Raw genomic sequence first — 26,209 nt, 5'->3', positions numbered from 1 at the left:
AAGCAAAGAAAGGCGACCGGCGCTCGCAGCCCCTTCGGGGTACCCGCTGGAATGCCTGTGCAATCGGGAAGCGCAGAACTCGCCTGCGGCTCAGACAACTGCGCTTCTTATCCGATTGCACAGGCATTCCAGCGGCTGCTCACAGCGGGAAGTGCTTCCACACCATCCCCACCCTGCCCCTCCCCTTCAAGGGGAGGGCTAGGGTGGGGATGGGTTTCAGGCAGTTTCCCTTGTAGCGACGCCAAAAGAGCGCAGGTTAAAACGGATAAAGAAGCGCAGTTGTCTGAGCCGAAGGCGAGTTCTGCGCTTCCCGTTTTAACCTGCGCTCTTTTGGGAACCCCGAAGGGGCGGCGATACAGGGTTCGCCTTTTTTGCTTACTTTTTTGGCGAAGCAAAAAAGTGAGTGGCCCGCCGGGGCCAGTCCCGGCAAGCATCTACGGAGAAACCAAGGCACGGCATTACCGAAGAAAGCACCAAGCTAAAGCCAGCAAGCACACTCTACTGTCCTGAGTTAGAAATTCGCAGACAAAAGCGTTCGATGCTGGCCAAGATGTCGTCGGCCGATTTGGTCCAGACAAACGGTTTGGGATCGGCGTTATTGAGTTTCAGGTAATGCCGAATGGCGTCCTCCAATTGACGGGTCGAACGATGGGTTCCACGGCGAATTTGTTTTTCAGTCAGCGTGGCGAACCAGCGCTCGACCTGGTTGAGCCACGAAGCCGAAGTTGGTGTGAAATGCACGTGGAAACGCGGGTGGCGGGCGAACCAATTGCGGATGGTGGGGGTCTTGTGCGTGCCATAGTTATCCATCACCAGATGAATGTCCAGGTCATTCGGCACCGACGCCTCGATCGTACGCAAGAATTTCAGAAACTCGCTGCTGCGATGACGTCGATGCAGTTGCCCAATGACTTCACCGGTGGCAATGTCGAGTGCAGCAAACAAGGTCGTCGTGCCATGGCGCTGGTAGTCATGCGTGCGCCGTTCGGGAACACCGGGTGCCAGCGGCAAGATAGGCTGGGTCCGGTCCAGCGCCTGAATCTGGCTCTTCTCGTCAACGCACAGCACCATGGCCTTGAGCGGCGGATCGAGATAAAGCCCGACGATGTCGCGGGTCTTCTCGACAAACAGCGGGTCGGTGGACAGCTTGAACGTTTCCTGACGATGCGGTTGCAAACCGAAGGCGCGCCAGATGCGGCTGACCGCCGTTTGCGACAGCTTCGCTTCGCGCGCCATAGCCCGCGTGCTCCAGTGTGTGGCATTCGACGGTTGTTCCTCCAGCGTCTTGGCGATCACAACATCAACACGCGCATCATCAATCGTGCGCGGCGCTCCCGAGCGCGGGGCATCGAGCAAACCATCCAGGCGCATGTGAACAAAGCGGGCGCGCCATTTCGATACCGTTTGGCGCGTCACCGCCAGCTTGACCGCCACCGCCTTGTTTTCCGCTCCGCCGGCACATTCCAGGACGATGCGCGAACGCAAAGCCAGTGCTTGCGCCGTCTTACGCCGTCTCGCCCAGGCATGCAATTGCTCTTTTTCCGCCGCGCTCAACACCAGTTCCGCTTTCGGTCTGCCTGCCATGCCGTCCTCGCCATGAAAACCAATAGGCGTCGGACAACTGATACGCAGAATAATTCAACGAACTTCTAACTCAGGACACTACCGTCTTCCAAACATCATCTGCTCCGCCAACACCCTCTTAACCGGCCCCACCGTATCCATCACCCCCAACCCCAACCCCAACAGCGCCTGCGACACAGCCCCCTCCGGCGCACTCGCAAACACCCGCGCCATCGCATCAGTCAACCGTATCGTCACTCCGCGATCCGCCTGCCGCTCGGCAGCAAACCGCTCCAGCGCCGATGCCGTCAGTTCCACCGCCAGCAACCTGGCGAGCACGACAGCATCCCGCAATCCCAGATTCAATCCCTGGCCCGCCACCGGATGCAAGGTCTGCGCAGCATTGCCAATCGCTATCGTCCGCGCGGAGATGGAGGGATTCGCATTCAACCCAAGCGGGTAAGTAGCACGTGCACCGATCCCGGTAAACGTTCCGACTCGCCCGCCGAATGCCTCACCCAATGCACCGAGAAATCCGGCATCCGATAATTCGGAAAGACGCACGGCAGTGTCCGGCCGCATGCACCACACCATCGCATACCCGCCATCCTGCGGCAGCAAGGCAAGCGGTCCCTGATCGGTAAAACGCTCGAACGCGCGATGCGCAACGGGAACGCTTGCAGTGACATGGGCAATGATCGCCGTCTGCTCATAATCACGCCGCGTGGCCTTGGCCGCCTGCTCGGAATACACGCCGCCTTCAGCCTGCACCATGATTTGCGCGCTGATGCGTTTGTCGTCGGCAAACTGCAATTCAACCCGGTCCACATGTTCGGTAAAGCTATCGATCTGCACAGGGCGCAGCATGGTAATGGCAGCCTGCCGCGCCTCTGCGGCGAGTGCCGACACCAGCGCACCGTAGCGCGCGACATAGCCGAGAGCCGGCAGCCGATATTCATCACGCTGGATCAGCGTGCGGCCGAAATGCCCCCGGCGCGACACATGAATGTCATGTATTTCATCGGCCGCGATGGGCCAGCTGCCGATCTGCTCCAGCACCTGGCGGCTGCCATACGAAAGAGCAATGGAACGAGGGTCTTGCGCGGCCTGCTCCGGTGTTTTGGCATCGATCAGCGCGATGCCTGCCGCAGCCATCCCGCGCTGCGCCAGCAGCAAGGCCAGCGCCAGTCCGACCGGACCGGCGCCGCAGATTGCAATGTCGTAATCGGTCGTGGCCATCACCGACGCCGCTTCATCGTTTCATGACAGCTTCGATGTCGGCGACCGTTTTCGGCGCGGCATCGGTAAGGAGTTCGCAACCATTCTCGGTTACCAGTGCATCGTCCTCGATGCGGATGCCGATATTCCAGTATTGCTCCGGGACGCCGGGTTCAGGGCGAACGTAAATGCCGGGTTCTATTGTGAGCACCATGCCCGGTTGCAGCTTGCGCCATGGCTTTTCGCCGTCGAGGGCCGCAACTTCGCGATATTCGCCCACATCATGTACATCCATGCCCAGCCAGTGGCCGGTACGGTGCATGTAGAACTGGCGGTAAGCGCCTTTCTCGATCACGTCTTCCAGTGAGCCAACCTTGTTCTTGTCGAGCAGCCCGGTATCCAGCATGCCTTGCGCAAGCACGCGCACCGCCGCGTCGTGACCGTCGACGAAGCGCTTGCCGGGACGGGTTTCCGCCACGGCAGCGGCCTGCGAAGCAACCACGATTTCATACAACTCTTTTTGCGGCCCGCTGAATTTGCCGTTGGCAGGGAATGTGCGGGTAATGTCGGACGCATAGCTGTCGAGTTCGCAGCCGGCGTCGATCAATACCAGGTCGCCATCCTTGAGTTCGGCATCGCTGGCACGGTAATGCAGCACGCAGGTATTGGCGCCAGTGGCGACGATCGAGCCGTAGGCGGGAAACTGCGAGCCGTTGCGGCGGAATTCATGCAGCAATTCCGCTTCCAGATGGTATTCACGCAAACCGGGCCGGGACATCTGCATCGCGCGGCGATGCGCATCGGACGAAATGGCGGCGGCGCGCTTCATGGTGGCGATTTCCTCGGCATCCTTGAACAGGCGCATTTCATCGAGCAGCACATGCACATCGTGCACGGCGGACGGCGCCGCGACGCCGGCACGGCCTTGCATGCGCACCGTCTGCAGCCAGTTCTGCATCTGCATATCGAGCTTGCTGTCGCTGCCGAGGGCATAGAACAGCGCCGGCGCATCGGCCATCAGTTTCGGCATTTCGCTGTCGAGCGCGGCAACCGGATAGGCGGCGTCGAAGCCGAATGCTTCGCGTGCCGCTTCCGGGCCATAGCGGTAACCGTCCCAGATTTCGCGCTCCAGGTTCTTTTCACGGCAAAACAGGATGGTTTGGTTGACCTTGCCCGCCACCAGGACAATCACGGCTTCGGGTTCGGTGAATCCGGACAGGTAATAAAAGTAGCTGTCGTGCCGGTACGGATAATCGGCGTCGCGGTTGCGCATGACTTCATGCGCGGTCGGGATGATGGCGACGCCGCCGCCCTTGGCTTGCATCTGCGCCATCAGAGCGGCGCGCCGTGCTGCGTATGATTTCATCTGCGATTCCTTTTGCCGTGTACTGCCGTGTTTGTTTAGCCGTTTAGCTGCGCAAGCCGTTCCGGTGTGCCGACATCGGTCCAGTCGCCGCGATAGACTTCGCCGCCGACCTGCCCGCGCGCCGCATACTCGCGCAGGATCGGTGCGATCGGAGCCGACTGTCCCGCCTGCACCGAGTCGAAGATTTCGGTGCGATAGACGCCGATACCCGAGAAGGTAAAACGCGGATCGCCTTCATTGGCAATCGAAAAACTGTTCAGCGCGAAATCGCCCTTCAAATGGTGGGCCGGATTCTTGACCAGATACAGCCAGGCGACGTCGCGCTTGTCGGCTGGGTGTGGATTGCCCCACATGTCATTGTCCTGCAAGGCTTCCTTGACCTGCTCGAAATCGAAATGCGGACAATAGACATCGGCCGCAACCGCGACAAAAGGTTCTTCGCCCAGCAGATGCCGTGCCTTGGCGACGCCGCCCGCGGTTTCGAGCGCCGTGCCTTCGGCCGAGTAACTGATGCGGGCGCCGTACTTGCTGCCGTCGCCCAGCGCTTCTTCGATCATGTCCCCGAGGTGCGCATGGTTGATCACGATATCCTTGATATCGGCGCGTACCAGGTTGAGGATGTGCCAAAGGATAAGCGGGCGGCCACGCACCGTCAGCAGCGGTTTGGGACAGGTATCGGTCAGCGGACGCATCCGTTCGCCGCGCCCTGCCGCAAAGATCATTGCTTTCATCGCATCCCTTAAAACGTGAAGCCCACTGACGGACCTTTTTCTTCCAGTTCGTCGAGCAGCCTGATCAGCGGCGCCAGATTGTTGTAGCGGCCGGCCGCCTTGCGCGTGTATTCCATGACCAGCGGTAAATCCTTTAGGTAGGCGTCTTTGCCGTCGCGGTGATAGAGGCGTGCAAAAATACCCAGTACCTTCAGGTGGCGCTGCAAGCCCATGAATTCGAAGTCGCGATAAAAGGCGTCGATGTCGGGAGTGACCGGCAGACCGGCGCGCCTGGCGCGTTCCCAGTAGCGGATCGTCCAGTCAAGCACCATTTCTTCATCCCACTGGATATAGGCGTCGCGCAGCAGCGACACCAGGTCGTAGGTAATGGGGCCGTATACCGCATCCTGAAAATCCAGGATGCCGGGATTGCCCTGCGAAGTCACCATCAGGTTGCGCGAATGATAATCGCGGTGCACGTATACCTGGGGCTGAGCCAGATTATTGGCCAGCAGGACGTCGAACACCTTGTTCAGGGTTTCAGTCTGCTGGCTCGTCATCGTGATGCCGAGATGCTTGCCGATATACCAATCCGGAAATAGCATCAGTTCGCGATGCAACAACGCGCGGTCGTATTCCGGCAACTCGCCCGGTTTGCTTTGCGTCTGGATCAGGATCAGCGAATCGATCGCATCGAGGTAAAGCTTGTGCGCGGTATCGTGATTGAGCTGGTGCAGGTAAGTGGTCGAGCCCAGATCGCTCAGCAGCAGGTAGCCGCGCTCGATATCTTGCGCAACGATATGCGGCACCGAAGCGCCGGACTGGCCGAACAGTTCCGCCACATGGATGAAGGGCCGCACGTCTTCCTGCTGCGGCGGGGCATCCATCAGGATATAGGTCGCGTTGTCAGGCGCATCGACGCGGAAATAGCGGCGGAAGCTGGCATCGGACGATGCCGGCCTGATCGATTCGGGCTGGGCCTTGATTTCAGGCAGTGTTGCAAGCCATTGTTTTGCTTCTTGGAGACGGAGATCGGACGCGATATTTACAGACATGAAACAACCTGGGGAGTAGAGACAATCCGTTGACGGATGGGAGTTCCCATATAATAAGGGATTCATTCCAAAAAAGCGCCAGCCGACCCCTTCTTTTCATGATCCGGTTCTCCGCATTTCCTCCATCACAACTATTGCTCCGCTTGATGGCCGCCGCCATGACGGTCGCTATCGCGCCTTCGCTGGCGAGCGCGCAGGCGTCCGCGCCGCGCCAGAAGGCCGAGGACAAGGACGGACCGGCAACGGTCAGTGCCGAAAAAATGAGCGGCCGCCCGGACCGGGAAGTGATTCTGGAGCGTGATGTTGAAATCATCCGCGGCCCAACCACGGTGAATGCGGACAAGGCGACCTATCGTATCGTGGAAGACGAGGTCGAAGCCTCGGGCAATATCAGGATGCGCCGTTTCGGCGATACCTATACCGGCGATGAATTGCGCCTGCGCCTGGAAGCCCAGGAAGGCTATGTGCTGCATCCGACCTACCGGCTCGAGCGCAACAATGCGCAGGGTGCGGCCGAGCGCATCGATTTCGAGGGCGAAGACCGCGCCACCGTGACCGACGGTACCTACAGTACCTGCGAAGGACCGGACCCCGACTGGTACCTCAAGTCCAGCAAGCTCAATCTCGATGCCGGCCGCGAGGAAGGCTATGCGCACAAGACCGTGGTCTACTTCAAGGGCCTGCCTATCCTGGCCGCACCGGCGATGTCGTTCCCGCTGTCGGAGGCGCGCAAGACCGGCGTATTGCCGCCGACCATAGGCACCACCAACAGGGGCGGCCTCGAAGTCACGGTGCCTTACTATTTTAATATCGCGCCCAACCGCGACCTGACGCTGTATCCGAAGCTCTATGCGCGGCGCGGACTCCAGCTCGGCGCGGAAGCGCGCTACATGGGCGAGAGCTATTTCGGCCAGACCCGGGCAGAATACCTGCCGCAAGACCGCCAGACCGGCACCAACCGCTACGCGATTTCGTCGACGCATACGCAGGTGCTCGCGCCGGGCCTGTCCTATGCATGGAATGTCAACAGCGCATCGGACGACCGTTACCCGGACGATTTCTCGCGCACGATTACCACCAGTAACCAGCGCATGCTGGGACGCGATCTTGCGCTCAATTACGCCGGCAATTTCTGGAATGCGTCGGCGCGCATGTCCAATTTCCAGGTGCTGCAAGACCCGGCAGCGCCTATCCTGCGGCCGTATGACCGCCTGCCGCAGCTGACCTTCCAGACCGGGCGGCAGGATGCCACCGGTTTCGACTGGAACGTCGATTCGGAACTGACGCATTTCTATCATCCGGACCTGTTGCGCGGCGAGCGTTTCCTCGTCAATCCGCGCATTTCGTATCCGATTATCCGTCCCGGCTACTTCATCACGCCGCGCTTGTCGCTACACGGCAGCAAATATCATTTGCAGGACCAGCCGGCCGGAGCGCCGGACCGTTTGTCGCGCTTCCTGCCGACGGTATCGCTCGACAGCGGCCTGGTGTTCGAGCGCGATGCCAAGTTTTTCGGCAACACCATGACGCAGACGCTGGAGCCGCGCCTGTTCTATGTCTATACGCCTTACCGCGACCAGACCGCGTTTCCGATCTTCGATACCGCCGAGGCCGATCTGAGCTTTGCGCAGCTGTTCAGCGAAAACCGTTTTATCGGCAACGACCGCATCAGCGACGCCAATGAAATCACGGCGGCATTGATTTCGCGCTACATCGAGCCGAGCGGTATCGAGCGCATGCGCATGGCGGTCGGACAACGCTTCTATTTCAACGAACAGCGCGTCACGCTGGGTGCCGCGCGCAATGAAAGCCGGTCCGACCTGCTGGTCTCGGCCTACGGACGTTTGACGCCGTCGGTCAGCGTCGAAGGCAACCTGCAATACAGCCAGACGCTCGATTCTGTGAGCCGCGCCAACTACGGCGTGCAATGGCAGCCGGCGCCCAAGAGCGTGCTGAACCTGAAGTACCGGCGCGATCGCATCAATATCCTGGAGCAGGTCGACGTGTCCGGCCAGTGGCCATTTGCCAACCGCTGGTATGGCGTGGCGCGCGTCAATTATTCGCTGCCCGACCGCAAGGTGGCCGAAGGCTTGCTCGGACTGGAATACAAGGCCGATTGCTGGGTTTTCCGCGTTGTCGGCCAGCGCACGCCGACCGCGGCGTCCAACGCGACCTCGGCCATCTTTTTCCAGCTGGAGCTGAACGGATTGACCCGCCTCGGTTCCAATCCTCTAGATGCCTTGCGCGCGAATATTCCCGGCTACCAGCTGGTCAATCAACCGGGCAATCCTTAACGATCCCACATGAAGCACGTGAATCCTATGAATACTTTCCAGACTATGCGAAACGCCAAGAATCCGGTACGCCAGGTGTGCCGCCTTGCGCTGGCAACCGCGCTGGTATGCAGCGCCGGGATAATGCCGGCACAGGCGCAGTTCAAGCCCGGCGCGGATCCGGTTGCGCAACCTGCCGCTCCCGCGGCGCCGGCCGCGCAGAATGCGCCGCAGCGCATCTACCTTGCCGATGCGATCATTGCGGTCGTCAACAATGAAGTGATCACCCGTCAGGAGTTGGTCCAACGCCTGCGCCTCGTCGAGACGCGCATGCGCAATCAGGGCATCGCGCTGCCGCCGCAGCAGGAATTCCAGCGCCAAATGCTGGAGCGCATGATCGTCGACCGCGCGCAGTTGCAACTCGCCAAGGAATACGGCATTCGCGTCGACGACAGCATGCTCGATCGTGCGATCGCGCGGATCGCCGAACAGAACAAGATGTCCCTGCCGCAATTCCGCGCCCAACTGGAAAAGGATGGCACGCCGTTCGCGCGCTTTCGCGAAGACATCCGCGAAGACATCCTGATGCAGCGCGTGCGCGAACGCGAAGTCGACAACAAGATCCAGATCACCGAATCCGAAGTCGACAACTATCTCGCCGCTGAAAAGGGCGCGGTCGCCGACCAAAAGGAATTCAATGTCGCCCATATCCTGGTGCGCATTCCCGAAAATGCGACGGCCGAGCAGATCGCCGAGCGCCGCCGCCGTGCGGAAGAAGTGCAGCGTCAGTTGCAGGCAGGCGGCGACTTCGCCAAGCTGGCGGCGACCTATTCCGACGCCACCGATGCCTTGTCCGGCGGCGACCTTGGCTGGCGCAGTCCCGAGCGCTTGCCGCAACTGTTTATCGAAGTGATCGCCAACATGAAAAAAGGCGACGTGTCGCAGGTCGTCAAGAGCAACAGCGGCTTTCATATCGTCAAGTTCGGCGGCGAACGCACGCCGAGCGTACTGAAGTCGCCGGGCGCCGCATCGGTCCAGCAGACCAAGGTACGCCATATCCTGATCAAGACCAACCAGATCGTGTCGCCGGCCGATGCCAAGCGCAAGCTGACCGAACTCAAGCAGCGTCTCGACAACAACGCAGCCAAGTTCGAAGACCTTGCCAAACTGTTTTCGAATGACTTGTCGGCGTCGCGCGGCGGTGACTTGGGCTGGATCTATCCAGGCGACACCGTGCCCGAGTTCGAACGCGCAATGGATACATTGCAGCCGGGACAAGTCAGCGAACCGGTCGAATCGCCTTTCGGCTATCACCTGATCCAGGTGGTGGAGCGCAAGAAGGATGACGTATCGCAGGAACGCCAGCGCCTGATCGCGCGCCAGACCATCCGCGAGCGCAAGCTGGAAGAAGCCACCCAGGACTGGCTGCGCCAGGTACGCGACCGCGCCTACGTCGAATATCGTTTCGACAACGAGACGCGCTGATCGTATCGGGATGCGTAACAGGCCAACCATCGCCATCACTTGCGGCGAACCTGCAGGCATAGGCCCGGAGATTTCGATCCGGGCCGCATGGGCCTTGCGCGAACAGGTAAGCAGCGTGCTGATTGGCGATGCGACCCTGCTCTCGATGACTGCGGCCGATATCGACCCGACGATCCGCCTGGTGGCGCTGTCGACCATGGCGCTGGCCAACAGCGGCTTGCCGTCGCTCGCGCGCGATCAGATTGCGGTGATCGACAGTCCGCTCGCGGAACCCGTGGTGCCGGGCCGGCTAGATGCGCGCAATGGCCGTGCGACACTGCATACGCTGGACGTCGCCATAGAAGGCGCGCTGCAGGGCCGCTTCGACGCCATCGTGACCGCACCGCTGCAAAAGAGCACCATCAACGATGCCGGCGTGCCATTCACCGGCCATACCGAATACCTCGCTGAAAAAACCGGCACGTCCCAGGTCGTCATGATGCTGGCCGGCGGCGAACCTCTGCTGCGCGTCGCGCTGGCAACCACGCATCTGCCATTGAAAGACGTCGCGCAAGCCATTACTTTCGATAGCCTCATGCGTACGCTCGACATCGTGCATCGCGACCTGCAGCAAAAATTCGGCTTGCCCACACCGCGCATCCTGGTGACCGGCCTGAACCCGCATGCGGGCGAGGGCGGTTATCTCGGCCGCGAAGAAATCGACGTGATCACGCCGGTCTTGCAGGCTGCACAAGCCAGGGGCATCGATGCGACCGGACCGTATCCGGCCGATACGCTATTCCAGCCCAAATATCTCGAACAAGCGGATTGCGTGCTCGCGATGTATCACGATCAGGGCCTGCCTGTACTCAAGCACGCCAGCTTCGGGCGCGGTGTCAATATCACGCTCGGCCTGCCCATCATCCGCACTTCGGTCGATCACGGCACCGCGCTGGATCTGGCGGCGGCCGGCCTTGGCAAGGCCGATCACGGCAGCATGGTGGTGGCCATCGAGGTCGCTGCGCACATGGCCAGGGCCGCCGGCAAACTCTCACACTAAGCAATGAAACATATTCCCCGCAAGCGCTTCGGCCAGAACTTCCTGACCGACCAGGCCGTGTTGTACGACATCATTCGTGCGATCGATCCGCAGCCCGATGACACCATGGTCGAAATCGGTCCTGGACTCGCAGCCATGACCAGTCTGTTGCTGGAGTCGCTCAAGCACTTGCATGTGGTTGAACTCGATCGCGACCTGGTCGCGCGGCTGCGCAAGAACTTCGCTCCGCAACGGCTGACCGTGCATGAAGGCGACGCCCTGAAGTTCGATTTCGCTTCTATTGTTCCCGCCGCCGACCGCAAGCTGCGCGTGGTCGGCAACCTGCCGTACAACATTTCCAGCCCGCTGTTGTTTCATCTGACCGAGATTGCGCCACAGGTGCAGGACCAGCATTTCATGCTGCAAAAGGAAGTCGTCGAACGCATGGTCGCCGAACCGGGCAGCAAGACCTATGGCCGGCTGTCGGTGATGCTGCAATGGCGGTATCACATGGATCTGCTGTTTGTCGTGCCGCCCACTGCATTCGACCCGCCGCCCAAGGTCGATTCAGCGATTGTGCGCATGATTCCGATTGCGCAACCCCTGGCTTGCGACGCGGGAAAACTGGAGCAGGTCGTCACCAAGGCATTTTCGCAACGCCGCAAGGTGATTCGCAATTGCGTGGCCGGCATGTTTACCGAAAACGATCTGATCGATGCCGGTGTTGATCCACAGCTGCGTCCGGAGGCGGTGCCGCTGGAACAGTTTGTCGGTTTGGCGAATCGGCTTGGTCTGTAGCGGTACGATCATGGAACCGGCGGCTGGCAATTCGCTGCAGGATTACCCAAATTATCCAAACTTCGGTTGATGCTGTACTGCCGATCCATATATCTCGCGTAGCGCTCCTTCCCCCTGGAAGGGGGAAGGTTGGGATGGGGGTGCGAAGGTCGATTTTGGTACTACGATGATTCAACCTCACTTCCCCCTTCCTAACCTTCCCCCTTCCAGGGGGAAGGGATTCCACAGCGGATCGCAATTAGGAAGCGACTTATCTACTTCCAGGTATCTCAACCGCCTCGACAAGGTAAGTTTGGAAAGGTGTTGAATATAGTAGACGGAAGTTGCATGATCCCTAATGCGCCCAAAACCGCATCTGCCCCTGAAAATGCAGCGCGCCATTTACATTGACACGCCCCAGGCTTTCGGTAACCGGAGCAAGCGGGTCCGCCTGCGCGCTCAGCGATTCATATCCCCAGTTGCCGTAACGTAGCGTCTCCGGCAGGGTCAATGCCAGATAATCGCTGCCATCGGGTTTCTTTTGCACGCTCAGATTCATCGGCGACACATCGATGGTGCCGCGCAAATTTCGGATAACGATATACGTCGTCTTGCCGTCCACTTGAAACCCGGTCGACAGGCGGCTGTCCGTGACCGCACCGCTTAGCGTCGGATCATTCAGCGCAATGTGCGCGGCAAAGCTGACGCCATCACCTCCGCTCACGCCTGCGAGTTCGCCATCATCCAGCGCTTGCAGCGGGCGCGCCAGAACCTGCATGCTCAACAGCATCGCCGCAAGCAGCGCCCATCCCTTCTTCATGTCGATCACCATGTCAGGGCCTCAGCTTCACGTCAAGGTACTGGATTTGCATGGCGCCAATGCGGCTTGCACCCAGGTCAAGGTTACCGCTGACATCGCTGCGGAAAGACAGGTTGTCGATGCGCAGCGTGCCGAGCGCGGCGCCGTTCGCATCCGGCCAGTCGATGCCGAAATGGAGGCGCGCATTGCCGCCGGCATCGGTGACGGCATTCAGAATGCCGGGCTGACTCGCGACATCCGCGATGCGCCACGGCGTATTCAAGACCGCACCCGTGCCATCGGTCGCGCCGATGTGTATGCCGCGCAGATGCAACTGTTCGGTCGCACCTAAAGGATCGGCCACGGAAATATTGCCGCGTCCGCGCGGACGCACCAGCAGGTTGCCGACATCCATACGTAAAGCACTCCCGAAGGCGATGCCGTCGCCGGAACGCGGCGTGCTCCATTGCATGCCGCCGCCAAAGAATTGAGTATCTTTCAATACCACGCTGCCGCCGTTGAAGGCGATGCCGTCGGCATCCACGCCCCAGTCGAATGCATATTGCCAGCGCTGTAAACCATTGGCATTCAAGGGCCGGGTCAGATGCACCACATCGGCCAGCCCGTTCGCGCCGCGTCTGACTTCAAGCCGGTAAGGATCGCCAAATGCATTGCCCGTATCGTCGGACCGTGATGCATGCAGGTTGCCGATATAAGCACTCGCGGTCGATGGCGAAGGCGCGTAGTAGGTGATACGTGCATCGCCAGCCATCGCAAAGTTGGCGAGGTCAAAACTTAATCCGTCGCGCCCCTGCACCGACGACAGCATGTTGTCGCTCAAAGGCTGTAATGCATATGCGGTGTTCATGCACGCACCTCCCAGCAGCAGGGTGGCAGTGCATATCCGGTGTCGTAACAATAAGTTCGTCATGATCATCGTGCCGGCGGCAGGTTGGGCGGTGCGACGCCATTGGTGGCAATCGCCGTCAATTTGTCGCGCCAGTTCATCCAGAATCCGGCCTGTGCCAGATCGGGAATCGGCATGGTCGCGGTCGGCGCCTGAAACTGCACGCCGGTCTTCAATACCGAAATCCAAAAATCACGACTAGGACCGCTCGCATTGCCGGCACGCACGCCGCCAAGCTGGGACAAGGACAGGCAGGGCGCAACGCATGCGCCATCCCAGCGCTTGCCGCCGCCGGGATCACTGCGCGAATCGAGCACACCGGCTGCACCGCCATCGACGCGCATCGAGCCGCTGAGCGTGGCGATATTCAAGCCGACATCGCCTGCAATACTGTCGAAGCCAAAACGCATGCCGACCACTTCGCGCGTGGCCGCGTCGCCGGCATTGCGATAAACGAATTCAAGGTAGGGATTGGTAATCTGCACCAGCCGTGCCGCATCGCCGGCATCGCTGCGGCCGAACTGCAGCAGGCGCATATCGATGTCGGCGCCGCCCGCATTGCGCGGCGCATAACTGTATTCGCCGAGACGGATGTCCCTGAAATTGGCATTGAGGCTGACATCGGCGCCAAGCGCTATCCGGCTGAAATCGAAGCCGCCGTAGCTGCTGTTGTTCAAGATCAGCATGCCCTGGCCGCGTGCGGCCGACAATTCATTTTCGGACAGCGGCTTGAGTTGTGCCTGTGCCATACCGGCACATAACAAGGCAGTACACAAGCCGAATGAGAGAAGGCCTGGGCGGATCACGCTCATGATGTCATCCGTGGAAAAGGAGATAAGAGACTTGCACGCATTCCCCGGCCCCTTGGAATTGACCGGGGAATGCCATCCGCATTAAGTTCCAGCCATGCAGGATTAGTGTGCCCAGATGTAGGCGCTGGTGCCGCGCAGGTCGATGTTGTTCATTGCGAACGAACCGAACGAAGTACCAGCGGCGGAATTGCCCATGCGGATCGATTCAACCGATACGCTCAACAGCTTGGTCGGATCGACGCCGATGGTTGCAGGCAGGGAGATCTTGACCACATCGCCGCCACCATAGAAGCTGGCCGGTGCAGTGATGCTGTTCGGCGCAACGAATTCGGTTGCGAAGGTAGTCTGGTTGACGACATCGATCGCGGCCGCGATCAAGCCACGAGCGCGGATGTTGTTGAAGCTGACCGATGCGTTTTCAGTACGGTTGGTGTAGACGAAGGAACCGATGTTGACGTTGAGGTCGGCACCGATCGACACGCCGTCCTGGCCGGCAACCTGGCTCAAGCCTTCGTCCTGGATCGGCGTCATCGCGGAAGCGGCGATGGCGAATACGGACAGAGCAGTAGCGATAGCGGATTTGGTGATCAGTTGCAGTTTCATGAAAAGTCTCCAAAAATGAGTTGGCGAAGTAATTCAATAGGATCGTTGTTCACATGCCGCGAATGCCGGTTGCCTGTTTCTTGTGAAAACATTTTTTTGCGTTGTGTCGGCCATGATCCCGGCCGTTAGCGTCGCACCGTCTTCCGCGTCTCTTAATATTTCAGCAATACTAAGAGCCTTCATGGTAAGACGCGCTCTTCCTCTTACGCAGGCCATGGCGCTGACCTGACAAGCCAAAGCCTTGGCTGCAAAAGCCATGTATCGAATTGCGCAAACGCGACATTTCCTCTGTTCAATGAAAGCAGCGTTTTCATTCTGCAAAGTGCTGCATGCTGCATCGCGACAGGTGAAATTAGAGTTTCTTCTCTATTGTTTCCATGACAATTTTCGGTAATCTCCTATTTCCGCGGCGTCACATATAAACCATTAGCCGCGCGGCTAAGAACCTTCGATTCGCAACATCGATTCACGGAGACCATGGACATGCCCGCGTCGTGCCGGCGTCCTTGCCTCCCCATCCATGAGGTTTTGAATGGCGGCGATTCCATATCAAGTGCAGGAACCGGTCACCGTAGTGCGCCCGCCGCCATCCAAGCTGCGTCCTCCTGCAATGGGCGCACCCTTTCTTCCGCGCGAGCGCCTGATCGCGCGCATACGCGCCGCGCATGAAGCAAAACTGGTGCTGGTGCATGCACCCGCCGGGTTCGGCACCAGCAGCCTGTTGCGGCATATGGTCGATATCGCGCGGACCGATGGCTGCGCGGTCAGCTGGATGACGATAGACGCAGGCGACAATGACCTCGACCGCTTCATGACTTGCCTGGCCCAGGCAATTGCCCGCATTGGCCGTGCGCCAGGCGCCGATGGATTGCCTGGACTGTCCGCCGAAGACACCTTCGAATTGTCGGAAGCTCTGGCGTCGATCGACGGTCCCTTCATGCTGATCTTCGACGAGTTCGAGCATCTGCAGAATCCCGCAGCGCTGGCCATCGTTCAGCAATTGATCGATATGCTCGGGCCGCGCCAGCAAGTCCTGATCGGCTCGCGCGAACAACCCGCGCTTGGCATTGGACAATTGCGCGCACGTTGCCAGCTGCTGGAAATCGATGCGGCGCAGCTTCGCTTCAGTGCGGAAGAGACCAGGCACTTCCTGTGCGACAAGCGCAAGCTCCAGCTCGACGGCGAAGACGTGCAGCGGCTGCATGACATTACCGATGGCTGGGCCGCGGCCTTGTGGCTGTCGTCGCTGGCACTGGAAAACCATGCCGACCCCAAGCAGTTCATCCGCACGTTTTCCGGGTCGCATACCGTGGTCGCTTCCTATCTCGCGGAAGCCGTGTTGTCGCGCCGGCCGCGTCACCTGCAAGACTTCATTCTGAAGACCAGCGTCATGCAAAAGTTTTGCGCCGACAGCTGCAACGCGGTCACCGGCCGCAGTGACAGCCATCAGATGCTGCAGGAGATAGAACGGTCCAACATGTTCATGGCAGCGGTCGACGAGCAGCGCAGCTGGTTCAGCTATCATCCGCTGTTCGCCGGCTTCCTGCGCGCCCAGCTGGAGCGCCAGTATCCAAGCGAGATCAAGGCCTTGCACCGGCGAGCCGCGCTCTGGCATGCACAGCAGGAGCGCCCGACACCGGCCATCGATCATGCGATCGCTTCGAAAGATCATGGTCTGGTACTGCAACTGCTGTGCGAATATGCCGAGCCCTTGTTCCTGCAAGGGCGGGTGCGCTTGCTGGCACGCTGGTGCGATATCCTCGACCGCGCCAGTCTGGCCGCCTACCCCAAGCTGTTGTCGGTCTATACCTGGTCGCTGATTCATATCAATCGCAGCGGCGAAGCGCTGGCCTTGCTGGAGTCCTTCAACGATGGTTCGGTCGCGCCGCCGATGTCGCATTCGACCTATCTGGTGCTCAAGACCTTCAGCCTGGTGATGCTGGACCGCATCGAGCAAACCGCGCCGATGTGGGAAGACCCGCACATCCTCGGCACGGCCGCCAGCGAGCCTTTGTTGCGCAGCATGCTGATGATAGGTTGCGCCTATTATTTTGCGACTGTCGGCCGCTACCACGATGCACGCCGCCTGCTCGACCAGGCAATGCATGAACATGATGCCGTCGGTCCGTTGTTCAGCGTCGGGGTCGCCGGCTACATTCATGCCTTGCTGGATTTGCTGCAGGGGCAGCTGCGCTCGGCCAATGCGCGTCTGCGCGCCTTGATCAGCGATAGCCCGCCGGTACGTGTGCGCAGCACAGGGCCGCGCCTGCGCGCTGATCGGCGCGGCATCCGAATTGCCTAATCCACGCTATGGCGCGGATACCGGTTTCGCCAGCGTGTATCTGGCGGAAGTCCTGTATGAATCCGATGCGCTCGACGAGGCGCAGCGCCTGCTGACCTTGTACCTGCCGCTGGTCAAGGACGCCGGCATCCCTGACCAGCTTGCATCCAGTCACATCGTATATGCACGCATCCTGCGCGCGCAGGGCAAGCCGACCGCAGCATTGCAGATCTTGCTGGAACTCGAGCAGCTCGGTATGCAGCGCCGGCTTACACGCATTGCCGACATGTCGCGCCTGGAACAGGCAAGGGCCATGCTGCTCGATGGCGAACTCGATGCGGCGCGCAGCATGCTGGCATTGATCAGTCCCACGCCCGCATGGCAGCGGCGCGATCTGCAAATGGTGTCGAACGACATGGAGACCCAATTCCTCGGTCATATGCGGCTGCAGTTGCATGGCGGGCAGGCTGCCGCGACGCTGGCGCCGCTCAAGGAACATTTGCAGGATGCCTATGCACGTGGTCGCATGCGATATGCATTGCGCGTCAAGGTCTTGTATGCGCTGGCCCTGTCGCAGGCGGGTCAACGTAATCCCGCGCTGCGTACTATCCGCGAAACGCTGGCCGATGCGCTGGTTGAGGGGTTTGTCAGGCCGTTCAAGGATGAAGGGCCCTTGTTGCTGGGCTTGGTGCGCGACATGCTGGACGGGATGAAGGATCTGGCAAGCCATGACAATGAAGGCTTGCGTATGTTTGCTGAACTGTTGGTTGCTGCGACGCCGGTACGGTCACAACACATGCACGACATGCCGGCCACACAGCCATCGGCGCCGGCGCTAAATGGCGAGAGCGATCTGACTACGCGCGAACACGACGTGCTGAGCTTGCTGGCGCAAGGCTGCGGAAATCAAGCCATCGCCGAAAAATTATTCATCTCGGTCACCACCGTCAAGACGCATCTACGTAATATCAATCTCAAGCTTGGTGCACATAATCGTACTGAAGCCATCTCGCTTGCGCGCAAGCTTGGGATTATCTAAACCTTCCTTCTCCCGCCTGCGGGCTATGCTATGCACATATCTTTGCAACATGCGTTCGCAGGCGGGCATTGGTGATGGTTGGTCATGCTGCATACTTCCCCCGTCATCCTCGCGAAAGCGGGGACCCAAAGTGAGTTTGCTTGATCATCCGGCTTATGGGTCCCCGCCTTCGCGAGGATGACGGGGAAAAGACATTACCAAATCAGCTGTCGGCACCCGCATGCAAGCAATCCGATGTATTGCAAAGATCTGTGCATAGCAGAGCCAGCCTGCGGAAGAGGGAGTCAAACGCAGCCGGCTTTATCTGTTTCATCTACATTTTCATCGCCCCCCTGATTGCGCCTTGATTGACACTGCGCAATCGCCCCTCATCCGATCGGATGAGTTCCCATCCTTCTCCCGCTCGTAAAGTTAAGTCCGCGCCGCATTGCATATTCGTCACTGACTGCGAGACACATCGCAGCATGTTGCAGGCCGTGCGCATCCATTCGAAGAGACAGCATGAAGGGGAACTCAGCATGTTCGTATTAGTGCTTGGCACGCTCGCGGCCTTGATGTCGGGCGCCGGCGTCACATCCAGGTTCGAACCCGCGGACCGTCCGCAGGGACAGATAGAACTGCCGCAAGCCATCATCGGCGCGATGCCGGTCACACACGCGGTGGGCATAGAACCGCATTCCGAACTCAAGTATCGCCATGTCGTGCGCCAGGCTTATGACTACAGCTGCGGCTCGGCCGCGCTGGTCACGATACTCAAGTATTACCTGGGCTTAAGCGTCGGCGAACAGCAGGCAATGGAAGGCATGCTGGAGCGCGGCGAAAAGCAAAAGATCATCGAGCGTCGCGGCTTTTCGCTGCTCGACATGAAGCGCTATGTCGCCTCGCTGGGAATCGAAAGCGCCGGCTTCCGTGCAGAGATCAAGGACTTGATCACGCTGGATCATCCGGCCATCGTCCCGATCGATTATGCGGGCTTCAAACACTTTGTCGTCCTGCGCGGCATCCGCGACGGACTTGTTTATGTTGCCGATCCCTCGGCCGGCAATATCGTGTTCTCTCTGCATGAGTTCGCGACGCTGTGGGATCGCAACACCTTGTTTGTCCTCTATCCACCCAAAGACCGGCCGCCGCAGGGACAACTTGCGTTGGCCGACCAGGAACTCGGCGTGTTCGACACGGACCGCATCCGGGACCAGGCCAATCTTCAGCCGCTGGGCAATGCGTACTTGTTGCAGCGTGCCATCAACTCCGGATTTGGCGGCGTCTATTCGCGCCGCCACTGATAAGCATTCAAATAAAAGGAATTCAGATGAACATTCAAACACTATGCATTCTCGTTGCCACCGCTCTCGTATTGCCGTCGCTTCCGGTGCTGGCACAGCAAAGCGGGACCGCGGCCGCGCGCGACGCGCTCAAGAAGCAGGAAGGCGATACCGACCAGACCACACTGCTCAAGCAAACGTTGAACGCAGTGGACAAGCAGTATTCGCTGATCAAGCGCGGCGTCGTGCAAACGACGTATGACTTCAGCTACAGCTACATTGGCCAGGAACGCATCAATGCCGATATCTCGTCGGGCCAGCTGACGCTGTTCAATATCGAAAACGATAGCTCGCATGCGATCACGAATACACTGTCGGTCGATTACGGCTTGCTTGATAACCTGACCGGGAGCGTGAGCCTGCCGCTGGTCAGCAAGTATTCGGATAACCCTGCATTCACCGGCACATCGCATTCACTGGGCGATCTGAATCTCGGCATACGCTGGCAGCCATGGGAAGCGCGCCGCGGCCAGCTGTCCACCACCTTCACCGGCGGCGTCAAACTGCCGACCGGTCGCAGCCCGTTCAAAGTCGATGCGAATGAGGGATTGGCGACCGGGGCCGGCGTGACCACGTTCAGCGCCGGGATGAACGTCAACAATATTGTCGATCCGGTCGCGCTGTTCGGTTCGATCAATCTGTCCTACAGCTTGGCGGCCAAGGGCTTGTCGCAGGTGCGCGGCGCACAGATACTCACGCGCGTCGATCCAGGCGCGAGCATCGGTTTCGGCCTGGGTTTCGCCTATGCGCTGTCGTACGGCATATCGACCTCGGTATCGATACAGGAATCGATTTCCATGCGTTCCAAATTGCGCTTCGCCGATGGCCGCACGGTCAAGACCCGCACCCAGACCGCTGGCGTGCTCAACCTCGGCCTCGGCTATCGCGTGTCGCCGAAGACCACGATCAATATCACCGCCGGTATCGGCCTGACCGACGACTCTCCCAACTTCTCGCTTGGCCTGACCATGCCACTGTCCTTCTAAAGCCGAGGACATCATGCGAGCATTGATGAGACAGCGAAGTCTTCGACGCACGCTGGTGCTGGCGGCTGCGTGCAGTGCGAGCGCGTGCATGCCCGCCTATGCGGCGCTCACCGAAAACCTGGCGACCAGTCCGACGGCCATGTCGCTGGGCAATGCGGTGACCGCCGATCCGCCGGGCATAGAATCGATCCACTTCAATCCGGCCGGCCTGGCGCGCCTGACCGGCGAGGTGCATAGCCATACGGTATGGGGCGCATCGATACGCAACCATAATTCTTTCGATGCACCCGACGGTTTCAACGTCGGCGGCTGGACCCAGGATCCGCTCGACGGCACCAGTACCGGGCCGGTACGGCAAAAGCTTTACCTGCCAGTGGTCGGCATGCGCGGCTGGCGCATGCCTGCCGCCGTGGTGCCGGGACTGGGTGTGGCGTACAACAAGCCGGATTCGCCGTTCACTTTCGGCACCGCAGCCTATGTGTCGCAGGCGATGAGTATCGATCGCAGCACCAATCCGGCCGACCCGGGCCGCTTCGACGGCAAGCTGGTGCAGTTGCAGCGCCTGACCTATCTGTCGCCGGCGGTCGGCTACAAGGTGTCCGATACCTTGCGCGTCGGCGCATCGGTACCGATCTCGCATTCCGCCTTCGTGTTCAATACCGACATGCGCATGCCGAACATCTTTCTCGGCATCGTCGGCAAGACGCAGCAGGGATGGTGTCCTGACGATGGCGGCAACATCCTCGATTCGTTCGGCATCGGTTTATGCGGCGGCGGTTCGGAAGGCAAACTCAGTCCATTCAAACGGGCCGCCAACCTGAATATCAGCATGACCGCACCGGTCGATCCCACCATCAACCTCGGCGTGCTGTGGGAACCGAATGACTGGTTCGGTTTTGGCGTGGTCTACCAGGGCGGATCGAAGACACGCTATAGCGGACGCTATACCTTCACCACCGATCCCATGGTCAAGCGCTTTGTGGAAGGCTTGAATGCCAGCCTGTATGGTCCCATCGTCGGTGCGGTGCTCGGCATGCCGCAAACCATTCCCGAAGTCCAGAGCGGCAACCTGACCGCGATCATTCCGTTTCCGACTCATGTGCAGGTCGGCATCAAGGTGAAGCCGACGCCGAAGCTACAATTCAATGTCGATGCCAACTACACCGATTGGGGTACCTGGGATGCACTGACCTTCAAGTTCGACCAGAGCGTCAAGCTGCTGGAAGTGGCGCGCATGTTCGGCATTCCCGATTCGACGCAACTGACAATCCCGCGCGGCTACAAGAGCGTGCTGCATTTCGGATACGGGATGCAGGTGCAGGCGACGCCCAAGCTCAAGCTACGTTTCGGTTATGAGCCGCGCAAGAGTTCGGTGCCGGCAGACAAGCTCGACCTGGTCGCACCCTTACCCGATACCAAGATCTACAGCGTCGGCTTCAACTACCAATTCGACAAGGACACCGACGTGAGCGTGGGCGCCAGCTACATGAAAGGCGACTATCGCGTGCCGGCCAACGGTAGCTGCAACCTCAACTGCAATAATTTTTTTAACATCATCTACAACCCCTACGCCGGACTCGATGTCACCGGCGGCATCCGCGTCCGCTACCTCGGCGCAACCTATACCAAGCGCTTCTAAGCGTAACCACACAGGAGACAAACATGATCAAACCCGTATTCGCGATTGCCATGATGACCGCCGCGCTGCACGTGCAGGCAGCCTCGCCGGCCAAGCAGGAACTGGTGCAAAAGGTGCTGCAACTGTGGCAGATCGAGTCAGTCGGTCAACTGATGCTGCAGGAACCGGTGAACGAAGCAGTCGCGCAGGCGCGCGTGGTATTGCAAGGGCGCGTGGCGCCGGAGCGGCAGGAAGCGGCCATGCGCGACATCACGACCGATGCGAAAAAATTCATTGACGAGACTTCACCCGTCGTCTTGGGCAGTACGAAGAAACTGGTGCCCAGCACCGTCGCGCCGCTGCTTGCAGAACGCTTCAGCGAAGAAGAACTGACCCAGATCGTTGCGATCCTGGAGTCGCCCGTCCGACAGAAATTCGAAGCCATGATGCCCGAGATGCAAAAGACGCTTGGCGAGAAGCTGGCTGCCGATACCCGCCCCGTGATCGACCCCAAGCTGCAGGACTTGCGCCAGCGCATAGGTCTGCGTCTGCGTACCGCCGCCATGCCTTGAATCCCCGGATTCATGTTCGATCAATATGCGGCGCATGGACCATGCTGTGCGCCGATGGAATCACTGCATCTTCAACAAGGAGAACAGCATGACTTACTCGTCAGCGATCGACCTGGTGCGCGGCATTCGCGCACGCCTCGGCAGCAGCGGCCTGGACATCGATACCCTGTTCCGGCAGGCGGGCCTGGAAGAAGGCGAGTGCATGGCGGATGACGCGCTCACCCTATCGGACAAGCTCAGCCAGTTATGGGACCGGGTCACGCAGGCAAGCGGCGATCCCTTGCTCGGCCTGAAAGTCGCCTCGCCGCAAGCGCTGGACCGTTCCGGCATGATGGGGCACATCATGCGCGCCTCGCCGGATCTGCGCACCGCGATTGAAAACCTGGTGCGCTACACGCCGCTGGTATCGCCCACCGTGCACAGCACGCTGGAGCGCATCGGCGACCGCATCCGCATCACGCTCGATCTGCCGGGCGGCCAGCGCCGCGTGCCGCAACAGCACTACGATTTCATCTGGTGCATCGTCTTGCGCACGTTGCGCAGCGCCGCGGTGCGCGATGATGTAAAGCCGGTACTGGTGACCTACACGTTTCCGGAGCCGGACGCAGCACATGCCTATGCCAATGCCTTCGGATGCGCGGTACGCTTTCATGCGCCTGCCAATACGATGGAGTTCAAGGATGCGGACCTCGACGTGGAAATTCGCACCGACAACCCGATGGCAGCCGACTGGGCACTGCGCATGCTCTCCGATCTCGCACAATCGCAACGCAACTGGACGGTACGCATGCTGGCAAAGCTCGAACAGTCGCAGCATGCCGGCGCCAGCTTTACCGCCAGGGTGCAGCGCATACTCGCCGAGATGCTGCCCAGCGGCGAACCCTTGCGCGAAGAAGCGGCGCGCCGCTTGCTGATGAGCGAGCGCACCTTGCAGCGGCGGCTGGCCGAAGAAGGCACCAACTTTACGCGCCTGGTGGACGATACGCGGCGCGCAATGGCGCAGCAGCATCTGAGCAAGGGAGAAATGTCGCTCAAGAAATTGAGCTTTCAATTGGGCTTTTCCGAGCCCAGTGCCTTTTGCCGCGCATGCAAGCGCTGGTTTGGGCAGTCGCCCAGCCAGTTGCAGCAGGGACCGTTATCGCTGGAAGTGATTCTTTCCGACAAGCCGGAGGTGGGGACCGGAGAACTCGGTGTGTTTGCGCGGCCTGTGCAATCGGGAGGAGAGGGGTTTATGCGGTTCAAGCCGAATTGTTGATGAAGCCTTTTCCAGGCCATCCTCGGGAAATGCGAATGCGGTCATGGTGGATACACCACGCCGCCTCACTCGCCCCGTCATACCCGAGAAATCGGGTATCCATGCTGAGCCGGCACTTCGGCGATGGTTATTCAGGTAGCTGCCTTGTCCCACTGGCTTATGGGTTCCCCCTTTCGGGGGAATGACGTGGGAAGGTAGGTGGTTGAATCAACTGCAAATAGCCGCATACGACCCGATATGCGCAAACCGAATAAGAACCCGCAAAACAATTCGTTCTTTTTCGATAGGCGTTTCTTTAACCTGATGCCATCCGAATGACACTTCGTCAAGACTTCATCAGGGAGATGAGCACCATGTTAAAGAAACTTATTCAATCCGCATTCGCACTCGCGCTCGTCGCACCCGCAGCATGGGCCGCCGACGTGAGCCTGCTCAACGTTTCCTATGACCCGACCCGCGAGCTGTATCAGGATGTCAACAAGGAATTCGCCAAGCAATGGAAGGCCAAGACAGGCGACAACCTGAGCGTCAAGCAGTCGCACGGCGGATCCGGCAAACAGGCGCGCTCGGTGATCGATGGTTTGAGCGCCGACGTGGTGACGCTGGCGCTGGCCTATGACATCGATGAAATCGCCGAGCGCGGCCTGTTGGCCAAGGACTGGCAAAAGCGCTTGCCGCACAACAGCTCGCCTTATACCTCGACCATCGTGTTCCTGGTGCGCAAGGGCAATCCGAAAGGCATCAAGGACTGGAATGACCTCGCCAAGCCGGGTGTATCGGTGATCACGCCCAATCCCAAGACGTCCGGTGGCGCGCGCTGGAACTATCTCGCTGCCTGGGGCTTTGCGCTGAAACAGCCGGGCGGCTCGGAGGCAGCGGCGAAAGACTTCGTCACTAAGATCTTCAAGAATGTGCCGGTACTTGATTCCGGTGCGCGCGGTTCGACCACCACCTTCGTCGAACGCGGTATCGGCGACGTATTGATTGCATGGGAAAACGAAGCCATCCTGGCGATCAAGGAACTCGGTCCGGACAAGTTTGAAGTGGTTGCGCCGCCCGTCAGCATCCTCGCAGAGCCGCCGGTTGCAGTGGTCGACAAGGTCGTCGACAAGAAAGGCACACGCAAGCTAGCCGAAGCCTATCTGCAATATCTGTACACCGATGAAGGCCAGGAAATCGCCGCGCAAAATTACTATCGGCCGATCTCCGACAAAGTGGCGAAAAAATATGCAGCCCAATTCCCAAAGGTAAAACTGTTCACGATAGATGAAGCATTCGGCGGCTGGAGCCAGGCGCAAAAGGCGCACTTCGCCGACGGCGGATCGTTCGACCAGATCTACCAGCCGGGCAAGAAGTAAGCGGCGGCCGACGAGCGAACATCATGATCTGACCTCATGTGAAAGGGGTTGCCGCCATGGCTTTTCCAGGACTGGAAAACTATCTCGAACGTCTTTACGGCACTACGCAGGCGGATACGCGCGTGTGGATCGATGCCGAAGGACGTGCGCAGGGACGCTATTTCAATTCCACGCTGACCAGTGCCTTCCAACCCATCCGCGCGCTGGGTACAGGACTGGTCGTAGGTTACGAAGGCTTCGCCCGCAGCAACTCCGGCAAGGATCAGGGCTTGTGTCTATGGAAGCTGCTCGACCATGCAGCCAACGACGATGAATCGGTCGAACTCGACCGCTTGTGCCGCGTGCTGCATGCGATCAATTTCTTCCGTCAGCCGGCAGCGCTCGGCAGCGATCTTTACCTGAGCGTGCACGCGCGCTTGCTGGCTGCGGTCGATGGCAACCATGGCACGGCATTCAGTCGCGTGCTGCGGGTGCTGGATTTGCCTCAGCAGCGCATCGTGCTGCAGTTGCCCGTGATCCCCGAGCATCAGGCATGGCTGTTGAACTATGTCGCCGACAATTACAGGCGCAATGGCTTTCGCATCGCAGTCAAGGCGTCCGGTGTGACGGAAGCCTTGTCGCTCATTAATCGGGTGCATCCCGAGGCGATCAAGGTCGATACGCGGCAAGGTATTCCGGACGAGCTTGCATGCCGGTTGCTTGAGAAATGCGCCGAGCAAAAGATTCGTGTCATTTTCAAGCGGATTGAACATGCGGAGCGTTTGCAACAACTGGAGCGGGTTGCCAAGGCAAGTGGACAATCGCTGCTGGTGCAAGATTTTGTATGGGATTTGCCTGCGGCAGCGATTGCGAGGGATGCATCGCAATCGCTGTCAATGCCCTCACATCAGCCTTTCTTTACGCATGCGGATGCGGCGTGAGAAACAGTCCTTTCAAGCAGTAGCGAACAAACTCCCCTCTCCCGCAAGCGGGAGAGGGGCGGGGGCGCCCGGCGTAGGGGTGAGGGCGGTCGCAACGTTAGTCGGTCTTGGCAAGCCCCCTCATCCCCCGCCCTTCTCCCGCTTGCGGGAGAAGGGAGAATTAGCCGCAGCAAAAATTTCCTTAGAAGACTTTCTTTAATCAACCGTTGCTCAGCCCATATCCCCCCGCAATTTCCCTCCTTATTTGAATTCAGCCTATATAAATGCAAAAA

The 26,209-nt window shown here is 59.6% G+C and carries 22 protein-coding genes; 13 read left to right on the top strand and 9 right to left on the bottom strand.

Going from position 1 to position 26,209, the window contains the following annotated elements; genetic code table 11:
- Window positions 1-498 precede the first annotated feature (498 nt).
- The 5 genes from D3871_RS14030 to D3871_RS14010 form a co-directional block, all read right to left on the bottom strand.
- On the bottom strand, window positions 499-1,584 hold the full coding sequence (locus tag D3871_RS14030; protein WP_119769455.1) for an IS630 family transposase: 1,086 nt from the start codon (window positions 1,582-1,584) through the stop codon (window positions 499-501).
- 78 nt (window positions 1,585-1,662) lie between these two features.
- Window positions 1,663-2,802 carry a UbiH/UbiF/VisC/COQ6 family ubiquinone biosynthesis hydroxylase gene (locus tag D3871_RS14025; RefSeq protein ID WP_119769454.1) on the bottom strand — a complete coding sequence of 380 codons (1,140 nt, stop codon included), beginning with the start codon at window positions 2,800-2,802 and terminating at the stop codon, window positions 1,663-1,665.
- A 13-nt stretch (window positions 2,803-2,815) separates the two neighbouring features.
- Complete coding sequence (locus D3871_RS14020; RefSeq protein WP_119769453.1) at window positions 2,816-4,147, bottom strand: aminopeptidase P N-terminal domain-containing protein; 1,332 nt, start codon at window positions 4,145-4,147, stop codon at window positions 2,816-2,818.
- A 35-nt stretch (window positions 4,148-4,182) separates the two neighbouring features.
- Window positions 4,183-4,878, bottom strand: coding sequence for an N-acetylmuramate alpha-1-phosphate uridylyltransferase MurU (gene murU / locus D3871_RS14015; protein WP_119769452.1), 696 nt, complete (start codon window positions 4,876-4,878; stop codon window positions 4,183-4,185).
- 8 nt (window positions 4,879-4,886) lie between these two features.
- The gene (locus D3871_RS14010; protein ID WP_119769451.1) at window positions 4,887-5,912 is read right to left on the bottom strand and encodes an aminoglycoside phosphotransferase family protein; all 1,026 of its coding nucleotides are present in this window, start codon (window positions 5,910-5,912) and stop codon (window positions 4,887-4,889) included.
- Window positions 5,913-6,070: 158 nt separating this feature from the next.
- On the opposite strand from D3871_RS14010, the gene D3871_RS14005 reads away from it, so the two are divergent.
- The 4 genes from D3871_RS14005 to rsmA are packed head-to-tail and all read left to right on the top strand — an operon-like array spanning window position 6,071 to window position 11,486.
- Window positions 6,071-8,206 carry an LPS-assembly protein LptD gene (locus D3871_RS14005; RefSeq protein WP_233575610.1) on the top strand — a complete coding sequence of 712 codons (2,136 nt, stop codon included), beginning with the start codon at window positions 6,071-6,073 and terminating at the stop codon, window positions 8,204-8,206.
- Between the two features lie 27 nt (window positions 8,207-8,233).
- A complete protein-coding gene (locus tag D3871_RS14000) occupies window positions 8,234-9,670 on the top strand; it encodes a peptidylprolyl isomerase (protein ID WP_233575609.1) in 1,437 nt (478 codons plus the stop codon).
- Between the two features lie 10 nt (window positions 9,671-9,680).
- Window positions 9,681-10,709 (top strand): 4-hydroxythreonine-4-phosphate dehydrogenase PdxA, encoded by a 1,029-nt coding sequence (gene pdxA / locus D3871_RS13995; RefSeq protein WP_119769449.1) that lies wholly within the window; start codon window positions 9,681-9,683, stop codon window positions 10,707-10,709.
- A 3-nt stretch (window positions 10,710-10,712) separates the two neighbouring features.
- Window positions 10,713-11,486 (top strand): 16S rRNA (adenine(1518)-N(6)/adenine(1519)-N(6))-dimethyltransferase RsmA, encoded by a 774-nt coding sequence (gene rsmA, locus D3871_RS13990; protein WP_119769448.1) that lies wholly within the window; start codon window positions 10,713-10,715, stop codon window positions 11,484-11,486.
- A gap of 334 nt (window positions 11,487-11,820) precedes the next feature.
- On the opposite strand, the gene D3871_RS13985 is transcribed toward rsmA, so the two are convergent.
- The 4 genes from D3871_RS13985 to D3871_RS13970 all read right to left on the bottom strand — a co-directional run bounded on the left by D3871_RS13985 (window position 11,821) and on the right by D3871_RS13970 (window position 14,586).
- On the bottom strand, window positions 11,821-12,297 hold the full coding sequence (locus D3871_RS13985) for a hypothetical protein (protein WP_233575608.1): 477 nt from the start codon (window positions 12,295-12,297) through the stop codon (window positions 11,821-11,823).
- A gap of 1 nt (window position 12,298) precedes the next feature.
- Window positions 12,299-13,132, bottom strand: a complete 834-nt coding sequence (locus D3871_RS13980; RefSeq protein WP_119769447.1) for a hypothetical protein — start codon at window positions 13,130-13,132, stop codon at window positions 12,299-12,301.
- A 65-nt stretch (window positions 13,133-13,197) separates the two neighbouring features.
- The gene (locus D3871_RS13975) at window positions 13,198-13,983 is read right to left on the bottom strand and encodes a hypothetical protein (RefSeq protein WP_119769446.1); all 786 of its coding nucleotides are present in this window, start codon (window positions 13,981-13,983) and stop codon (window positions 13,198-13,200) included.
- Between the two features lie 102 nt (window positions 13,984-14,085).
- Entirely contained in the window at window positions 14,086-14,586 is a 501-nt protein-coding gene (locus D3871_RS13970) for a DUF6160 family protein (protein WP_119769445.1), read from the bottom strand.
- Between the two features lie 532 nt (window positions 14,587-15,118).
- On the opposite strand from D3871_RS13970, the gene D3871_RS13960 reads away from it, so the two are divergent.
- From D3871_RS13960 to D3871_RS13920, 9 genes are all read left to right on the top strand, one after another.
- Entirely contained in the window at window positions 15,119-16,888 is a 1,770-nt protein-coding gene (locus D3871_RS13960) for a winged helix-turn-helix domain-containing protein (RefSeq protein ID WP_119769443.1), read from the top strand.
- Window positions 16,830-17,906 carry a helix-turn-helix transcriptional regulator gene (locus D3871_RS13955; protein ID WP_119769442.1) on the top strand — a complete coding sequence of 359 codons (1,077 nt, stop codon included), beginning with the start codon at window positions 16,830-16,832 and terminating at the stop codon, window positions 17,904-17,906. Before D3871_RS13960 ends, D3871_RS13955 begins: the two co-directional genes overlap by 59 nt.
- A 518-nt stretch (window positions 17,907-18,424) precedes the next feature.
- Entirely contained in the window at window positions 18,425-19,189 is a 765-nt protein-coding gene (locus D3871_RS13950; RefSeq protein ID WP_119770075.1) for a C39 family peptidase, read from the top strand.
- 26 nt (window positions 19,190-19,215) lie between these two features.
- Window positions 19,216-20,214, top strand: coding sequence for a transporter (locus D3871_RS13945; protein WP_199724773.1), 999 nt, complete (start codon window positions 19,216-19,218; stop codon window positions 20,212-20,214).
- Between the two features lie 25 nt (window positions 20,215-20,239).
- Window positions 20,240-21,853, top strand: coding sequence for an OmpP1/FadL family transporter (locus D3871_RS13940; RefSeq protein WP_119769441.1), 1,614 nt, complete (start codon window positions 20,240-20,242; stop codon window positions 21,851-21,853).
- A gap of 23 nt (window positions 21,854-21,876) precedes the next feature.
- A complete protein-coding gene (locus tag D3871_RS13935; RefSeq protein WP_119769440.1) occupies window positions 21,877-22,404 on the top strand; it encodes a DUF2059 domain-containing protein in 528 nt (175 codons plus the stop codon).
- 88 nt (window positions 22,405-22,492) lie between these two features.
- On the top strand, window positions 22,493-23,659 hold the full coding sequence (locus tag D3871_RS13930; RefSeq protein WP_119770073.1) for an AraC family transcriptional regulator: 1,167 nt from the start codon (window positions 22,493-22,495) through the stop codon (window positions 23,657-23,659).
- A gap of 353 nt (window positions 23,660-24,012) precedes the next feature.
- Window positions 24,013-25,017 (top strand): sulfate ABC transporter substrate-binding protein, encoded by a 1,005-nt coding sequence (locus D3871_RS13925; RefSeq protein WP_119769439.1) that lies wholly within the window; start codon window positions 24,013-24,015, stop codon window positions 25,015-25,017.
- 56 nt (window positions 25,018-25,073) lie between these two features.
- Window positions 25,074-25,937: an EAL domain-containing protein gene (locus tag D3871_RS13920; protein ID WP_119769438.1), complete on the top strand. Its 864-nt coding sequence runs from the start codon at window positions 25,074-25,076 to the stop codon at window positions 25,935-25,937.
- The last annotated feature ends 272 nt before the right edge of the window (window positions 25,938-26,209 follow it).

This window comes from Noviherbaspirillum saxi, from assembly GCF_003591035.1.
In the GTDB taxonomy this organism is placed as follows: Bacteria; Pseudomonadota; Gammaproteobacteria; order Burkholderiales; family Burkholderiaceae_D; genus Noviherbaspirillum; species Noviherbaspirillum saxi.
The sequence above is the reverse complement of the archived record's forward strand: the minus strand, read 5'-3'. Positions and strand labels throughout refer to the sequence as shown.

Excerpts from the sequence above, each read along its gene's own strand:
- D3871_RS13935 (WP_119769440.1), top strand. The coding sequence starts at position 21,877 with ATGATCAAACCCGTATTCGCGATTGCCATGATGACCGCCGCGCTGCAC.
- D3871_RS13945 (WP_199724773.1), top strand. The coding sequence starts at position 19,216 with ATGAACATTCAAACACTATGCATTCTCGTTGCCACCGCTCTCGTATTG.
- D3871_RS14010 (WP_119769451.1), bottom strand. The coding sequence starts at position 5,912 with ATGTCTGTAAATATCGCGTCCGATCTCCGTCTCCAAGAAGCAAAACAA.
- D3871_RS14005 (WP_233575610.1), top strand. The coding sequence starts at position 6,071 with ATGACGGTCGCTATCGCGCCTTCGCTGGCGAGCGCGCAGGCGTCCGCG.
- D3871_RS13985 (WP_233575608.1), bottom strand. The coding sequence starts at position 12,297 with ATGGTGATCGACATGAAGAAGGGATGGGCGCTGCTTGCGGCGATGCTG.
- D3871_RS13920 (WP_119769438.1), top strand. The coding sequence starts at position 25,074 with ATGGCTTTTCCAGGACTGGAAAACTATCTCGAACGTCTTTACGGCACT.
- D3871_RS13960 (WP_119769443.1), top strand. The coding sequence starts at position 15,119 with ATGGCGGCGATTCCATATCAAGTGCAGGAACCGGTCACCGTAGTGCGC.
- D3871_RS13940 (WP_119769441.1), top strand. The coding sequence starts at position 20,240 with ATGAGACAGCGAAGTCTTCGACGCACGCTGGTGCTGGCGGCTGCGTGC.
- pdxA (WP_119769449.1), top strand. The coding sequence starts at position 9,681 with ATGCGTAACAGGCCAACCATCGCCATCACTTGCGGCGAACCTGCAGGC.
- D3871_RS13930 (WP_119770073.1), top strand. The coding sequence starts at position 22,493 with ATGACTTACTCGTCAGCGATCGACCTGGTGCGCGGCATTCGCGCACGC.
- rsmA (WP_119769448.1), top strand. The coding sequence starts at position 10,713 with ATGAAACATATTCCCCGCAAGCGCTTCGGCCAGAACTTCCTGACCGAC.
- D3871_RS13925 (WP_119769439.1), top strand. The coding sequence starts at position 24,013 with ATGTTAAAGAAACTTATTCAATCCGCATTCGCACTCGCGCTCGTCGCA.
- D3871_RS13970 (WP_119769445.1), bottom strand. The coding sequence starts at position 14,586 with ATGAAACTGCAACTGATCACCAAATCCGCTATCGCTACTGCTCTGTCC.
- D3871_RS14025 (WP_119769454.1), bottom strand. The coding sequence starts at position 2,802 with ATGGCCACGACCGATTACGACATTGCAATCTGCGGCGCCGGTCCGGTC.
- D3871_RS14020 (WP_119769453.1), bottom strand. The coding sequence starts at position 4,147 with ATGAAATCATACGCAGCACGGCGCGCCGCTCTGATGGCGCAGATGCAA.
- D3871_RS14000 (WP_233575609.1), top strand. The coding sequence starts at position 8,234 with ATGAATACTTTCCAGACTATGCGAAACGCCAAGAATCCGGTACGCCAG.
- D3871_RS13975 (WP_119769446.1), bottom strand. The coding sequence starts at position 13,983 with ATGAGCGTGATCCGCCCAGGCCTTCTCTCATTCGGCTTGTGTACTGCC.
- D3871_RS14030 (WP_119769455.1), bottom strand. The coding sequence starts at position 1,584 with ATGGCAGGCAGACCGAAAGCGGAACTGGTGTTGAGCGCGGCGGAAAAA.
- D3871_RS13950 (WP_119770075.1), top strand. The coding sequence starts at position 18,425 with ATGTTCGTATTAGTGCTTGGCACGCTCGCGGCCTTGATGTCGGGCGCC.
- murU (WP_119769452.1), bottom strand. The coding sequence starts at position 4,878 with ATGAAAGCAATGATCTTTGCGGCAGGGCGCGGCGAACGGATGCGTCCG.
- D3871_RS13980 (WP_119769447.1), bottom strand. The coding sequence starts at position 13,132 with ATGAACACCGCATATGCATTACAGCCTTTGAGCGACAACATGCTGTCG.